This window comes from Cupriavidus neocaledonicus (assembly GCF_000372525.1).
Classification (GTDB): domain Bacteria; phylum Pseudomonadota; class Gammaproteobacteria; order Burkholderiales; family Burkholderiaceae; genus Cupriavidus; species Cupriavidus neocaledonicus.
The window spans coordinates 271601-284542 of record NZ_AQUR01000107.1 but is presented as its reverse complement, the minus strand read 5'-3'; the positions used below and the strand labels follow the sequence as shown (position 1 = coordinate 284542).

Sequence of the window (12942 nt, the reverse complement as noted above, 5' to 3'; positions counted from 1 at the left end):
CCGCCAACGCGGCGACAATGCCCGGAAAAGCGCATTCTAGACCGCGGCGGCGCCCGCGCCGCGTTGTGACCCATGCCCCCCGGGCTTACAATATCGTTTTTGCTATTTCACGGCGCAGGGAGAACAGACATGTCGATGGCGGATCGCGACGGCAAGATTTGGATGGATGGCAAGCTGATCGAATGGCGCGACGCCAAGATCCACGTGCTGACGCATACGCTGCACTACGGCATGGGCGTGTTCGAGGGCGTGCGCGCCTACAAGACCCCCGCGGGCACCGCCATCTTCCGCCTGAAAGAGCACACCCGCCGCCTGTTCAATTCCGCCAAGATCTTCCAGATCGCGATGCCGTTCGACGAGGCCACGCTGGAAGACGCCACGCGCGAAGTGGTGCGCGCCAACAACCTGGAATCCTGCTACATCCGCCCGATCGTGTGGATCGGCTCGGAAAAGCTGGGCGTCTCGGCCAAGGGCAACACCATCCACGTCGCCATCGCCGCCTGGCCGTGGGGCGCCTACCTGGGCGAGGAAGGCATGGAGCGCGGCATCCGCGTGAAGACCTCGTCGTTCACCCGCCACCACGTCAACGTGTCGCTGGTGCGCGCCAAGGCCAGCGGCTACTACATCAACTCGATCCTGGCCAACCAGGAGGCCACCGGCCTGGGCTACGACGAAGCGCTGCTGCTCGACACCGAGGGCTACGTCAGCGAAGGCTCGGGCGAAAACGTCTTCATCGTGCGCAACGGCGTGATCTACACCCCGGACCTGGCCTCGTGCCTGGACGGCATCACCCGCGACGCCACCCTGACCATCGCGCGCGACCTGGGCATCGAAGTGCGCGAGAAGCGCATCACGCGCGACGAGATGTACTGCGCCGACGAAGCCTTCTTCACCGGCACCGCCGCCGAAGTCACGCCGATCCGCGAGCTGGACGACCGCATCATCGGCGAAGGTCGCCGCGGCCCGGTGACCAAGCAGATCCAGGACGCCTTCTTTGCCGCCGTCGGCGGCACCGAGGAAAAGTACAAGCAGTGGCTGACGCTGGTCTGAGCACCGGCCGCCAGCCCGCGTGCCGGTCGCCCGCCCGTGCGGGCGCGGCACGCCCCTTGTTTTGACGAACGATAAGTCTTATTCCCTGCAACACCATGACGCAAACCGCGACCATCATCGAAATCGGCGCCGAAGACATTCCGCTGCACTGCCCGACCGCCAACACCCCGGCCTGGAACTACCACCCGCGCGTGTTTCTCGACGTGGCCGACACCGGCGAAGCCAAGTGCCCCTACTGCGGCACCGTGTACAAGCTCAAGCCGGGCACCGTGCTGAAGGGCCACCACTGACCCGAGCCGCCTGCCGTCGCACCCCCCTGACGCTCCGGGCCGCCCACAGGCGCCCCGGAGCGTTGGCGTTGCCGGCGCCCGCGCCGCTGCGCCCGTGCCGGCTCCTTGCGCCCCTTCCATGAAGAAAGCCCTCGTCATCGCCCCCAACTGGATCGGCGACGCCCTGATGGCGCAGCCGCTGTTCGCGCTGCTCAAGGCGCGTCATCCGCGCCTGGTCATCGACGCCCTCGCGCCCAAGTGGGTCGCGCCGGTGCTCGCGCGCATGCCGGAAATCGGCCGCGTGTTCCCGTCGGACCTTGCGCACGGCAAGCTGCAGCTGTCGGCGCGGCTGATGTTCGCGCAACAGCTGAAGAACGAAGGCTATGACCTGGCCTACGTGCTGCCGAACTCGCTCAAGTCGGCGCTGATCCCGTGGCTGGCCGGCATTCCGCTGCGCATCGGCTATCGCGGCGAAGCGCGCTTCGGCATGCTCAACGTGCGCCACGCCAATCCGCCGCGCGACCACCGCCCGCCGATGGTGGAGCACTACGCCCGCCTGGCGCTCAAGCCCGGCGCGCGCCTGCCCGAGAACCTGAGCGAGCCGCGCCTGCGCGTGGACCCTGCGCGCGTGGCGGCCACCGCCGAGCGCTTCGGCCTGGCCCCGCACACGCGCGTGATCGCGTTCTGCCCGGGGGCCGAGTTCGGCCCGGCCAAGCGCTGGCCCGCGGCGCATTTCGCCAGACTGGCGCAGATGCTGCGGCGCTCGTATCCGTACGCGCAGATGATCACGCTGGGCTCGGCCAAGGACGCCGAGATCGCCGCCGAGATCGTCAGCGAGGCGCCGTTCGTGCGCAACCTGTGCGGACAGACCTCGCTCGACGACGCGGTCGACCTGCTGGCGCTGTCCGAAGCCGCGGTCTGCAACGATTCGGGCCTGATGCACGTGACCGCGGCGCTGGGCCGGCCCCAGGTGGCGGTGTACGGCTCCAGCGATCCCCGCCACACGCCGCCGCTGTCACAGGCAGCGAGTATCATGTGGCTGCAGCTGGAGTGCAGTCCGTGCTTCAAGCGTGAGTGCCCGCTGGGCCACCTGCGCTGCCTGAAAGAAATCGAACCGGAGATGGTGTTCGTCGAGCTGCGCAAGCTGCTGCACCGGCCCTGACCTCCCCGCCCTAGCCACGTCCATTGCCACCATGCCTCGCTTTGCCCGCCTGTTCGATTCCGCCGAAGACATCGTCGACGCTTTCCGTGAAGCGCTGAAGCTGCGCGACGCCGAAGGCGCGCTGCGCCTGTGGCTGGACGAAGACTCGATCACCTGCGTGCTGCCCGACGGGCAGCGCCTGATCGGCCACGAACAGCTGCGCCAGGCCTTCTCGCAGCTGCTGGAAGAGCAGCCGGTGCTGGTCGATGCCATCGATACCAGCAGCCATGCGTCGATGGCCGTGTCGATCTTCGACGTGACCGAGGCGCTGCGCTTCGGCAGCGACCGCGTCGAGGCCGACCTGTACGTGCACACCACCTACGTGCTGATGCAGAACCACGAAGGCTGGCGCCTGGCCCATATCCACTGCAGCCCGGCCAACGCGGTGCAGGTTGCCGCCGTGGCCGCCACGCCGGGCCAGGCGCTGCACTGAACCCGCGGCCGCGCAGCGGCCGCCGCACCACCAAGCCGGCATGACGCAGCTTCCGCACCACCGACTGCCCTACGCGGTCCAGGCAAATCCCGCCAGTGCGCACGGCTATGGCGAGGGCACGCCGATGCCCTGGTGGCTGCGCGGCGGCCATGCGCAGACCATCATCCCCGCGCGCTTCACGCGCCGCCCGCCGCGCGTCGGCTTTCGCCGCGAACGCTGGACCACGCCCGACCAGGACTTCATCGACCTCGACTGGACCACCCATGCGGTGCACGGCAATACGCCGCTGGTGGTGATGTTCCACGGCCTGGAGGGTGACTCCGGCAGCCACTACGCGCAGGCGCTGATGCATGCGCTGTCGCTGCGCGGCTGGCAGGGCGTGATCCCGCATTTCCGCGGCTGTTCCGGCGAACTCAACCTGGCCCCGCGCTTCTACCACTCGGGCGATTCGGCCGAGATCCGCTGGGTGCTCGAGCGCATGCGCCAGCACCACTGCGCCGGCGGGCGCCAGTTGCTGGTGGTGGGGATCTCGCTGGGCGGCAACGCCTTGCTGCGCATGCTGGGCGAAGACGGCAGCACTGCCGGCCACGTGCATGCGGCCGCGGCGATTTCCGCGCCGCTGGATCTCGCCGCCGGCGGTGCGGCGCTGTCGGCCGGCTTCAACCTGGTCTACACGCGCATGTTCCTGCAGACGCTCAAGCGCAAGTCGCTGGCCAAGCTGGAACAGTTCCCGGGCCTGTTCGACCGCGACACCATGCTGGCCAGCCGCGACCTGTACGCCTTCGACAACGTCGTCACCGCGCCGCTGCACGGCTTTGCCGATACCGACGACTACTGGCGCCGCGCCGCCAGCAAACCCGTGCTGCGCGACATCGCCGTGCCCACGCTGGTGCTCAACGCGCGCAACGACCCTTTCCTGCCGGCGCGGCACCTGCCCGGCCCGGCCGACGCCAGCCCGCAGGTCTGGCTGGAGCAGCCCGAGCACGGCGGCCATGTCGGCTTCATGACCCCGCCCGCGGACTGGCGCCGCTACCTGCCGCTGCAGGCCGACGGACGCTTCAGCGGCCATATCGAATGGCTGCCGGCACGGATCCTGAGATTTTTCGACAGCATGATGTAAGGCGGGCACCGTTTTGACCGCCCGCCGGGGAGACAGAGATGGACGACATCGTCAGGCAGGCCATGGCACGCTGGCCCAACGTGCCCAATGCCTATGGCTGGCTCACGCTGGACCGCCGCGGGCAATGGCGGCTGCGCAACGAGTACGCGCAGCAGCACGGGCTCTCGGGCGACCCCATCCGCCATGAGGCGCTGATCGGCTTCATCGAGCGCAACTACCAGTGCGACGAGCGCGGCTGCTGGTATTTCCAGAACGGGCCGCAGCGGGTCTTCGTGACGCTGGGCTATGCGCCGTGGATCGTGCGGCTGCACCAGGGCGCATTCCAGACCACCTCGGGGCAGGCCTTCACGCTGCAGGCCTGCCTTGCCGACGAGCACGGCAACGTGGTGCTGGCAGGCAGCGTCGCCGGCATGGCGCCGGGCACCGCGCCGGCGCTGCAGGCGGCGTTGCTGCACGACCACGACCTGGAGCAGTTCAGCGGCGCCAGCACCTGGCATGGCGAGGCCTGCGGCGCCGACCTGGGCGTGTTCCACCACGACGGCCGCGACGTGCCGATCGAGCCGATCGCCGAGAGCGAGGTGCCCAAGCGCTTTGGCTTCGTGCGCCAGCCGGCGGCGCCGGCCGGCTGAGCCGCACGAACCTCGAACCTCAGTTGGGCATGCCCTTGTTGTCCTGCTTGTCCTCGCGGTACTGCCGCTCGAGCTGGTGCAGGCGCGCATCGACCTCGGAGAGCGTGTAGAAATCGCCGTCGCCGGCCTTGCGCGCGATCTGCAGCTGTTCGATGGCGGCCTGGTAGGCGCCATCCATCGCATACTTCTCGGCCAGCGCCTGGTGCTGCTGCAGCCGCTTGCCCTGCCCGGCATAGGCGCGCGCCAGCATCTCCCACCATTCACTGCGGCCGGTCTCCTGGCGCGTGCGCTCGCGCAGGAAGCGCACCGCTTCGTCATGGCGGCCGGAGCCGATCAGGGTCTCGGCGTAGGCCACCGCCACCGCGTGCGACAGCGGAAACGCCTTCATCGAAGCGCTGGCCTGCGACAGCGCCTCGGGCACGCGGCCCTGCGCACGCGCCAGTTCCACCGCCATCACGTCGAGCATCGGGCTGCCCGAGCTGGCGCCGGGGATATTGCCGTACAGGCGGCGGGCTTCGGCCAGTTCCTGTTCGGCGGCCGGATAGCGGCGCAGGCGCTGCTCGACGAACGCCAGCGCGTAGTGCACCGCCGGCGCGCGCAGCGCGGACGCCCCCGCCAGTTGCGTGCGCAGCGCCGCGCGCAGGTTCTGCAGCTCGCTCGGCGACGCTTCCTGGATCACGCGGGCGCGCATGCGCGCGAACTCGTACTCGGGCGTGTTGGGCACCTTGCGCTGGCTGGCATGGCTGACGCGGTCCTGCATGTCGGCGATGCGCTCGGAGGTGAGCGGGTGGGTGCGCACATAGGACGGCACGGAATTCTCGGCGGTGCCCGCGGCGCGCTGCAGCCGCATGAAGAAATCGGGCATGCCCTGCGGATCGAAGCCCGCCGCGGTCAGGATCTGGAAGCCGACCCGGTCGGCCTCGCGCTCGGCGCCGCGCGAGAACGAGAGCTGGTTGGCGATGGCGGCGCCCTGCCCGCCCATGGCCAGCGCCGCCGCCGCATCCGGGCTGCGCGTCGCGGCCAGCCCCGCCAGCACCATCGACGCCAGCGCAATCCACATCGACTGGTCCTGCTGGGTGATGCCGCGCGCGATATGCCGCTGCATCACGTGGCCGATTTCATGTCCCAGCACCGAGGCCAGTTCGGATTCGGTATCGGATTGCACCAGCAGCCCGGTGTGCACGCCGATATAGCCGCCCGGCAGCGCAAAGGCGTTGATGCTGCGGTCGCGCACCGCGAACAGGTCGAAGCCGGTGGCAAAGGTCCCCGCGCCGGTCGAGCCGGAAATGTTCTGGCGCCGCGCCGCCTGCACCAGCCGGTAGCCGAGCGCGTTCAGGTAGTCGGACAGCAGCGGATCGGCCACGTACAGCGGATCGCGCCGGATATCGCGCATGATGCGGTCGCCCAGGCGTTTTTCCATGTCGGGCGACAGCGACGCGGTCGACGGGTCGCCGAGGTCTGGCAGCTGCACGCCGCCGGCCTCCACCACCGCGTTGTTGGTGCGCAGGCCGAACTCGGACTTCTGGCCCGCTTTAACGCTGCGGTTCAGGTTGTCGTAGACCTGGTCGGCGGCCTCGGCCGAGGCGGCCGGCGACGCCGGCGCGCGGGGCGCAGCCACCGGCGTCGCTGGCGCCGCTGCCGGGCGCGGCGTACCCTGTGGCCAGGCCGGTGCCGCGAACGTCAGCGCCAGCAGCGCCGCCAGCGGCCGCCGCCATGGCGCCGGGGCGCCGCCGGCACGGCGGTGGCTGCCGGCTTCGCGATGTGACGCGGAACCGGCAGGAACGGCGTCCGCCTCGGCGCCACGGCCATAGGCGGCTGACCTGCGAAGCGATGGGTGTTTTGGCATGTTGCTATGATAGCGGCCTCCCGTGGCCGTTCCCATCGGGCGCGTCGGCCGGACTTTTTCCCGACGGCACCGGCGGCACCAGCGGCCCCATGCATGCAGTTCGCCCCAGGCCCTCGATCATGACCCAGCTCACCCATTTCGACACCGCCGGACAAGCCCACATGGTCGACGTCGGCGACAAGGCCAGCACCCATCGCGTCGCGGTGGCCACCGGCACCATCACCATGCAGCCCGCCACCTTCGCGCTGGTTCGCGACGGCAGCGCCAAGAAGGGGGACGTCATCGGCATCGCCCGCGTGGCGGCGATCATGGCCACCAAGCGCACCGCCGACCTGATCCCGCTGTGCCATCCGATCGGCCTGACCAAGGTAGCGGTCGAGTTCGCGCTGGACGAGGCCAGCGCCACCGTCGCCTGCACCGTGCGCACCGAGACCCGCGGCCAGACCGGCGTGGAGATGGAGGCACTGACCGGCGTGCAGGTCGCGCTGCTGACGATCTACGACATGTGCAAGGCGGTGGACCGGGGCATGGTGATCGGCAATGTGAAGCTGCTCGAGAAGCACGGCGGCAAGTCCGGGGACTGGGTGGCGGCGGGTTGATCGCTACCCTCGCAACACGGCGTACGTGACGCTTGAAGTACGCCGGTGCAGTACGGACGTTGCCTCGTCTTACGCCATATTCCTTCCCAGGTAATAAAGGTAACGCCGCATTTCCACGCGCGCTGTCACCGCCATCCGCGCGCGACAATTTGGTATTCAATATGATTGCGGGCCGGCAGGGGATCGCGGCCGGCTGACCCTGTCCGCGGCGCGCGCGGGGATGAGGTGAATACCATGAACGGGCGCATGCTCTGCCAGATCGCCCTGGCACTCGCGGCCACGGCCGCAAGCGGCGCCGCCCTGGCCGGGCGGGCCGAACTCCACGATGCCGCCTGGCGGGGCGGCGATCTGCGCGCCGGCATGGTGAAGACGCGCACCAGCGTAGGCGTCGGCATCTATCTCGGGCCCGGCGCGTTCTACGGCGGCTATCCCTACGGCTACCCGGCGCCGTACTACTACCCGCCCGCCGTGGTCGCGGTGCCCGCGGCGCCGCCAGAATACATCGAGCAAGGCCCGAACGGCCCGGTGTCCGCTCCCGGCCCGGACGGCGTCATGCCGCAGCAGGGCTGGTGGTACCACTGCAGCCAGCCTGAAGGCTACTACCCCTACGTGGCGTCCTGCCCCGGCGGCTGGCAACGCGTACCGGCACAGCCGCCGGCCAATTCCTGACACGGGGTGACACCATGCATGCCCTGACCCGCGCCACGCTGGCCGTGGCCACTTTCGCCCTCGGCGCCTGCGCGGTGCTGCCCTCCGGGCCCAGCGTGATGGCGCTGCCGGGCACCGGCAAGAACTTCGACCAGTTCCGCGCCGACGACTACAACTGCCGGCAATTCGCCTTCGGGCGCGTCGGCGGCGTGTCTTCAGCCCAGGCAGCCAACAATGCCGCGCTCGGCAGCGCGGTGGTCGGTACCGCGCTGGGCGCTGCCGCGGGCGCGGCCTTCAACGGGGGCTCGGGTGCGGCGGTGGGCGCGGGCGTCGGCCTGCTCACCGGTGCCGCGGTCGGTGCCGGCAATGCGCAATACGCCGGCTATGGCACGCAGCAGCAATATGATGCCGCCTACGTGCAGTGCATGTACGCCAGCGGCAATCGCGTGCCCGTGCCGGGGCGCGTGGCCGCAGTCCCGGCGCCGGCGCCGCGGTATTACTATCCGCCGCCCCCGCCGCCGGTCTACTACAGCCCGTATCCGTACTACTAGGTCAGTCCCGGCCCAGTTCCGCAAGCCGCCGCGAGCGGTCGGCGACCCAGCCGCAGAACGCCTGCGGGCGCTGGTCCGCCTTCACGCCGCGGCACGCCTGCGCGATCGTCGCGTACTGCGCAGCCTCGTCGCCAAGGTAATACCAGCGCAAGCGCTCCATCCACTGCCGGCCTTGCGCGGCATCGCCCGTCAGCGCCAGCAGCCATGCCGTACGCGCGATCATGGTCGGGGTGGGCAGAAGGTGCACCGCCGCGACATGCGCGGGCAACAGCGCCGCGGCGTTCTCCGGCGTGATGGTGGTCTGCCCTGCCGCATCGGCCTGCGCGTGCTGCCGGAACCAGAAGCGCGGCATCGGCAACGCCTCACGGCTTTCATTACTGGCGTACTCGCGCGCTTCCGCGCGGCGATAGTCCTGCCACATGGTGGCCAGCACCACCGCGGCCACCGCGACAAACGCCAGCGCCAGCCCCCGCGCCACCGGCAGCGACACCCGCCAGCGTCCGACACCCGACGGCTCCAGCCACCCCAGCATGAAGCAGAACGGCAGGAAGAAATACAGGTAATGCAGCGGGTATTCCAGCATCGAATGCGCGCACAGCATCGCCAGCCAGGCCAGCACCAACACCGTCTGCCTGCGCTCCTCGCCGTCGCCATGCCACAAACGCACCCGCACCACCCGCCACAGCCACGCCAGCAGGATCACGCCGACGCCGGCGGTGCCGACGATCCCGGTCTTCGCCAGCAGATCGAGGATCGCGTTGTGGGCGTGCAGGGACATCTCGACCTTCACGCCGACCTGATCCAACTGCTGGAATTGCGCCCAGCCGAACTCTCCCCAGCCGACACCGAACCACGGATGGGCGCGGAACATGGCGATGGCGTGCCCCCACAGCGCGCCCCGCGCGGAGATCTGGTCTTCGGCTTCGAGCTGGGCAATGGTGTCGAACAGGCGCCAGTCGAATGCCTCCCCCGCCGCCTTGATCGTGGGTTGCAGTATCAAAAGCATCGCCACCATGGCAATGGCAGCGACGACGAGCCCAACCGGACGCTGCATCGGATCCGCTCCGCGGCGCTCGCCACGCGCCAGCCACGCTGCAATCAACGCGTAGCACGCGGCAAGGCCAACATGCAGCACACCGGTACGCGAGCCGGACAGCACGATGCCGCTTTCAAGCAGGGCTACTGCCGCCAGCCACATCGGAAAGCGCAAACGGCCGCGCGAGGCCAGCCACACTGACGCGACCAGTGCCAGGCCATGTACGGTGGCCTGGTGGTTGGGCTGGTTCAGGTTGCCCCAGAGGCGGCGGTTGGTGTCGTAGAAGTAGGTGGAGACCAGGCCGAAGGAGCGGGGTTCTAGGTGGAACAACTGCACCCATTGCGACACGGTACCCAGCAGGCCCGCGATCAGGAGCGCAACGGCAAGGGCGTCGCCAGTTTCCGCTTCGCTGCCAGACTGCGTGCTGCGGTACCACCATGCAGCGGATACCACGGCGACGCCGAGTGACAGCGTCAGGATCGTCATCAGGCGGCTGCCGGAAAAGTCGGCGTGTCCCAGGCTGGCGAAGATCAGGCTGACGAGGACAAGCCAGAGGAACAGCAGTGAGATCAGCGGTAGGGATGCAGAAGGGGCGTCAACCGATGTCACCGGCCTGCGGACCGCTTGAAAAGCGACGGCCGCCACCGCGGCAATGCCGCACAGCCCGGCGGCCCATTCGCCATAGAACGTCGCTAGTGGCAGTGTGTGCCGGGAGACCAGCAGCGGAATGACGATTGCTGCGACGAGAACAGCCGACGAGAAGTTTGGCCGGGAAGGCGGCATTGCGGCGCCTGGGTTGGGAAAAGGCGCATGATAGCTTGGGTGCCGAATAAAGAAAAAGCGCCCAAAGGCGCTTTTTCATCAGAGACCCGGCGGGTTTAGCGTTGATCAGCAGCAAGAATGTTCGCGGGAATGGAATCTGTGCCAACCTTCTTGTATTCGATCTTCGTACCACTCGCATCCACGGTCCAGTCAGCCTCATAAATGTAGCCGCCAACCGCCGCGTCGCCGGTGAACTTGACATTGACCTTACCGAGCGTGGCGGGGTTGTTACCAGCGGCGGGAGCTGCGTCGGTACCGACCAGCACGACTGCTGCAGGCGGAGTGCCTGCGCCGTATTTCGGAGCCGGCAGGGCGGTAATTTGGAGTTGAGCGGGCGTTACGCACTGCGTGCCAGCACCGGCATTGTTTTGAAGACAAAGTCCCACGGCGGTTTTCAATGCGGCCAGCCCGGCGATGTTGTCCCGCCACTTCGACTTCGTCACATAATCCTGATACTGCGGAATCGCAATCGCCGCCAGGATACCAATGATCGCCACCACGATCATCAGTTCGATCAGCGTAAAGCCCTTCTGGACGCGGCGGCCCAGCTTCTTCAGTTGTTGTACCCGTTGCATGATTGACCCCTCGAAGAGATTTTGGTTAAGCGTTGCACGTCTTCGGTTTCGTGACGCGGGGACGATTGAGCAGCAAGTGTGCCAGGCGCATCCCCCCATCGGTAGGGGGTGAAAAGCGACAAATTTCGTCACCCGTCGGGGTGGGACTTGCCGGTTGCGCCAAAAATTGTCACCCGGGACCGCTATCCCAGGCAAGCGCGACAAAAAGTGCGATCACTCACATGAGTTAGTGGGCACGGACACCGACACGCGCCCAATGAAAAAGGCGGCCATCTGGCCGCCCTTCCTGTACAGGCTGACTGCCGTCAGGCGGCCTGTGCCGACCGGCGGCTCAGCAGCTTGCCGATGATCACCACCAGGATCGCGCCGGCGGCGCCGAAGACCAGGTGGGCGTGCGGCACGTGGATTTCGAACCAGGCGGCGTCGACCGGGTCGCTGACCAGCATCTCGCCGGCGAGGTAGCCCAGCAGCGCGGCGCCCAGCACGATGATGACCGGGAAGCGCTCCATCACCTTGAGCAGGATGGTGCTGCCGAACACGATCAGCGGGATCGACAGGCCCAGGCCAACGATCAGCAGCAGCAGCTGGCTGCCTTCCGGGCCCTTCTGCGCGGCGGCGGCCACCGCGACCACGTTGTCCAGCGACATCACCAGGTCGGCGATCAGGATGGTGCGGATCGCGGCCCAGATATTGTCCTTGGCGTCATGGCCGTCTTCGTCGTCATCGCCGGTCAGCAGTTGCACGCCGATGTAGACCAGCAGCACGGCGCCGATGATCTTCAGGTACGGCAGGCTCAGCAGCTTGACCGCGGCCACGGTCAGCACCACGCGCATGATGATGGCGGCGGCGCTGCCCCAGAAGATGGCTTTCTTCTGCTGGGCCGGCGGCAGGTTGCGCGAGGCGAGCGCGATCACCACCGCGTTGTCGCCGGACAGGACGATATTGGTCAGGATGATCGATCCCAACGCAATCCAGAAAGTGGTGGAAGACAGCAGTTCCACGGGGAGGCTCCTCGAGTTCTATGTGGTGGTGCGCCCCGTCATGTGACGGGATTTCGGATGTCTGAAGGCGCAGACATGACTGTTTAACCGATGAACCTTTCGATTAGATTTCAATCTTGTAATGTTCAGGGCCTTCATGGCGCCTGAATCACTCGCCGCACAAGACAATGCCCCCGCCGGGGCGGGGGCATTGCAGGAACCGTCGCTCCCGCTGGCGCGGGAATGGCAGCCAGGGGCTTACAGCATGGCCTTCAGCAGGCGGCCCATTTCCGACGGGTTCTTGGTCACCTTGATACCGCAGGCTTCCATGATCTCCAGCTTGGCCTGGGCGGTATCGGCGCCGCCCGAGATCAGCGCGCCGGCGTGGCCCATGCGCTTGCCCGGAGGCGCGGTCACGCCAGCGATGAAGCCAACCACCGGCTTCTTCATGTTGTCCTTGATCCAGTTGGCCGCATTGGCTTCGTCCGGACCGCCGATCTCACCGATCATGACCACGGCGTCCGTTTCCGGATCGTCGTTGAACATCTTCATCACGTCGATGTGCTTCAGGCCGTTGATGGGGTCGCCACCGATGCCGACAGCCGACGACTGGCCCAGGCCCAGCGCGGACAGCTGGCCCACGGCTTCGTACGTCAGCGTGCCCGAGCGCGACACCACGCCGATGCGGCCCTTCTTGTGGATGTGGCCCGGCATGATGCCGATCTTGATTTCGTCCGGCGTGATCAGGCCCGGGCAGTTCGGTCCCAGCAGCAGGGTCTTCTTGTTCTCGCGGCGCATGCGGTCCTTGACTTCCATCATGTCGCGCACGGGGATGCCTTCGGTGATGCAGACCACCAGGTCCAGGTCGGCGTCAACGGCTTCCCAGATCGCGGCGGCGGCGCCTGCGGGCGGCACGTAGATGACCGACACGGTGGCGCCGGTCTGGGCCTTGGCGTCCTTGACGCTGGCGTAGATGGGAATGCCTTCGAAGTCTTCGCCGGCCTTCTTCGGGTTCACGCCGGCGACGAACGCGTTCTTGCCGTTGGCGTAGTCGCGGCAGCCACGGGTGTGGAACTGGCCGGTCTTGCCGGTGATGCCCTGGGTGATGACTTTGGTGTCTTTGTTGATCAGAATCGACATGCTTTCGTCCTTTGCTTGACTCGGGCAGCGCGGGCAAAGGCCA

14 protein-coding genes are annotated in these 12942 nt (G+C 67.7%); 9 read left to right on the top strand and 5 right to left on the bottom strand.

What is annotated here, in order from left to right; translation table 11 throughout:
* Window positions 1–129: 129 nt before the first annotated feature.
* From A3AG_RS0129520 to A3AG_RS0129495, 6 genes are all read left to right on the top strand, one after another.
* Complete coding sequence (locus A3AG_RS0129520) at window positions 130–1050, top strand: branched-chain amino acid transaminase (protein WP_018008872.1); 921 nt, start codon at window positions 130–132, stop codon at window positions 1048–1050.
* 95 nt (window positions 1051–1145) lie between these two features.
* Entirely contained in the window at window positions 1146–1340 is a 195-nt protein-coding gene (locus tag A3AG_RS0129515) for a zinc-finger domain-containing protein (RefSeq protein WP_010812205.1), read from the top strand.
* 118 nt (window positions 1341–1458) lie between these two features.
* Complete coding sequence (gene waaF / locus A3AG_RS0129510; protein WP_018008871.1) at window positions 1459–2481, top strand: lipopolysaccharide heptosyltransferase II; 1023 nt, start codon at window positions 1459–1461, stop codon at window positions 2479–2481.
* A gap of 31 nt (window positions 2482–2512) precedes the next feature.
* Window positions 2513–2953, top strand: coding sequence for a YybH family protein (locus A3AG_RS0129505; protein ID WP_018008870.1), 441 nt, complete (start codon window positions 2513–2515; stop codon window positions 2951–2953).
* Between the two features lie 40 nt (window positions 2954–2993).
* On the top strand, window positions 2994–4073 hold the full coding sequence (locus A3AG_RS0129500; RefSeq protein ID WP_018008869.1) for a YheT family hydrolase: 1080 nt from the start codon (window positions 2994–2996) through the stop codon (window positions 4071–4073).
* A gap of 38 nt (window positions 4074–4111) precedes the next feature.
* The gene (locus A3AG_RS0129495) at window positions 4112–4702 is read left to right on the top strand and encodes a DUF2946 family protein (protein ID WP_018008868.1); all 591 of its coding nucleotides are present in this window, start codon (window positions 4112–4114) and stop codon (window positions 4700–4702) included.
* A gap of 19 nt (window positions 4703–4721) precedes the next feature.
* Here the strand turns inward: A3AG_RS0129495 and A3AG_RS0129490 are convergent, their stop codons facing one another.
* On the bottom strand, window positions 4722–6548 hold the full coding sequence (locus tag A3AG_RS0129490) for a beta-barrel assembly-enhancing protease (RefSeq protein ID WP_018008867.1): 1827 nt from the start codon (window positions 6546–6548) through the stop codon (window positions 4722–4724).
* A 119-nt stretch (window positions 6549–6667) separates the two neighbouring features.
* On the opposite strand from A3AG_RS0129490, the gene moaC reads away from it, so the two are divergent.
* The 3 genes from moaC to A3AG_RS0129475 all read left to right on the top strand — a co-directional run bounded on the left by moaC (window position 6668) and on the right by A3AG_RS0129475 (window position 8346).
* Window positions 6668–7147 carry a cyclic pyranopterin monophosphate synthase MoaC gene (gene moaC / locus A3AG_RS0129485; RefSeq protein WP_018008866.1) on the top strand — a complete coding sequence of 160 codons (480 nt, stop codon included), beginning with the start codon at window positions 6668–6670 and terminating at the stop codon, window positions 7145–7147.
* 234 nt (window positions 7148–7381) lie between these two features.
* Window positions 7382–7816 carry a hypothetical protein gene (locus A3AG_RS0129480; protein WP_018008865.1) on the top strand — a complete coding sequence of 145 codons (435 nt, stop codon included), beginning with the start codon at window positions 7382–7384 and terminating at the stop codon, window positions 7814–7816.
* 14 nt (window positions 7817–7830) lie between these two features.
* Window positions 7831–8346 carry a glycine zipper family protein gene (locus tag A3AG_RS0129475; RefSeq protein ID WP_018008864.1) on the top strand — a complete coding sequence of 172 codons (516 nt, stop codon included), beginning with the start codon at window positions 7831–7833 and terminating at the stop codon, window positions 8344–8346.
* 1 nt (window position 8347) lies between these two features.
* On the opposite strand, the gene A3AG_RS0129470 is transcribed toward A3AG_RS0129475, so the two are convergent.
* The 4 genes from A3AG_RS0129470 to sucD all read right to left on the bottom strand — a co-directional run bounded on the left by A3AG_RS0129470 (window position 8348) and on the right by sucD (window position 12899).
* Entirely contained in the window at window positions 8348–10165 is a 1818-nt protein-coding gene (locus A3AG_RS0129470; protein ID WP_018008863.1) for a PglL family O-oligosaccharyltransferase, read from the bottom strand.
* Between the two features lie 95 nt (window positions 10166–10260).
* The gene (locus A3AG_RS34730) at window positions 10261–10779 is read right to left on the bottom strand and encodes a pilin (RefSeq protein ID WP_018008862.1); all 519 of its coding nucleotides are present in this window, start codon (window positions 10777–10779) and stop codon (window positions 10261–10263) included.
* Window positions 10780–11084: 305 nt separating this feature from the next.
* Complete coding sequence (locus tag A3AG_RS0129460; protein ID WP_018008861.1) at window positions 11085–11780, bottom strand: TerC family protein; 696 nt, start codon at window positions 11778–11780, stop codon at window positions 11085–11087.
* 237 nt (window positions 11781–12017) lie between these two features.
* Window positions 12018–12899, bottom strand: a complete 882-nt coding sequence (sucD, locus tag A3AG_RS0129455) for a succinate--CoA ligase subunit alpha (RefSeq protein ID WP_018008860.1) — start codon at window positions 12897–12899, stop codon at window positions 12018–12020.
* Window positions 12900–12942: the final 43 nt, after the last annotated feature.